The following is a 1,688-nucleotide window of genomic DNA, read 5'->3' as shown; positions in this document are numbered from 1 at the left end:
CATGTTCAGTTGTTGGTTAAGTCCTCGATCGATTAGTATTCGTCAGCTGCACGTGTCGCCACGCTTCCACCCCGAACCTATCTACCTCATCGTCTTTGAGGGATCTTACTTGCTTGCGCAATGGGAAATCTCATCTTGAGGGGGGCTTCGTGCTTAGATGCTTTCAGCACTTATCCCGGCCACACATAGCTACCCAGCGATGCTCTTGGCAGAACAACTGGTACACCAGCGGTGTGTCCATCCCGGTCCTCTCGTACTAAGGACAGCTCCTCTCAAATTTCCTGCGCCCGCGACGGATAGGGACCGAACTGTCTCACGACGTTCTGAACCCAGCTCGCGTACCGCTTTAATGGGCGAACAGCCCAACCCTTGGGACCGACTACAGCCCCAGGATGCGATGAGCCGACATCGAGGTGCCAAACCTCCCCGTCGATGTGGACTCTTGGGGGAGATAAGCCTGTTATCCCCGGGGTAGCTTTTATCCGTTGAGCGATGGCCCTTCCATGCGGAACCACCGGATCACTAAGTCCGTCTTTCGACCCTGCTCGACCTGTCCGTCTCGCAGTCAAGCTCCCTTGTGCCTTTACACTCTGCGAATGATTTCCAACCATTCTGAGGGAACCTTTGAGCGCCTCCGTTACTCTTTAGGAGGCGTCCGCCCCAGTCAAACTGCCCGCCTGACACTGTCTCCCAAGCCGCTAAGGCTTGTGGGTTAGAAGTTCAATACAACCAGGGTAGTATCCCACCGACGCCTCCCCCGAAGCTGGCGCTCCGGGTTCTTAGGCTCCTACCTATCCTGTACAAGTTGCACCAAAATTCAATATCAGGCTACAGTAAAGCTCCACGGGGTCTTTCCGTCCTGTCGCGGGTAACCTGCATCTTCACAGGTACTATAATTTCACCGAGTCTCTCGTTGAGACAGTGCCCAGATCGTTACGCCTTTCGTGCGGGTCGGAACTTACCCGACAAGGAATTTCGCTACCTTAGGACCGTTATAGTTACGGCCGCCGTTTACTGGGGCTTCGGTTCGCACCTTCGCTTGCGCTAAGCACTCCCCTTAACCTTCCAGCACCGGGCAGGCGTCAGCCCCTATACGTCACCTTACGGTTTTGCAGAGACCTGTGTTTTTGCTAAACAGTCGCCTGGGCCTATTCACTGCGGCTCTCTCGGGCTATTCACCCTACCAGAGCACCCCTTCTCCCGAAGTTACGGGGTCATTTTGCCGAGTTCCTTAACGAGAGTTCACTCGCTCACCTTAGAATTCTCTTCTCGCCTACCTGTGTCGGTTTGCGGTACGGGCACCTCCCGCCTCGCTAGAGGCTTTTCTTGGCAGTGTGAAATCAGGGACTCTGAGGTAAACCTCTTGCCATCACTGCTTGATGTATCCAGAAACGGGATTTGCCTCGTTTCTCATCTCACAGCTTGGACGTGCACAACCAACGGCACGCTCACCCTATCCTTCTGCGTCCCCCCATTGCTCAAACGGCGGGGAGGTGGTACAGGAATATCAACCTGTTGTCCATCGTCTACGCCTATCGGCCTCGACTTAGGTCCCGACTAACCCTGAGCGGACGAGCCTTCCTCAGGAAACCTTAGGCATTCGGTGGACGGGATTCTCACCCGTCTTTCGTTACTCATACCGGCATTCTCACTTCTAAGCGCTCCACCAGTCCTTCCGGTCTGACTTC

General features: G+C 54.9%; 1 rRNA gene. It reads right to left on the bottom strand.

Going from position 1 to position 1,688, the window contains the following annotated elements:
- Window positions 1–12 precede the first annotated feature (12 nt).
- Window positions 13–1,688 (bottom strand): 23S ribosomal RNA (locus AB9R92_RS02870); the annotation flags it as partial.

Source organism: Planococcus sp. SSTMD024 (assembly GCF_041320495.1).
In the GTDB taxonomy this organism is placed as follows: Bacteria; Bacillota; Bacilli; order Bacillales_A; family Planococcaceae; genus Planococcus.
Note: the sequence above shows the minus strand (reverse complement) of the source record. Positions and strands in the feature narration are given on the sequence as shown.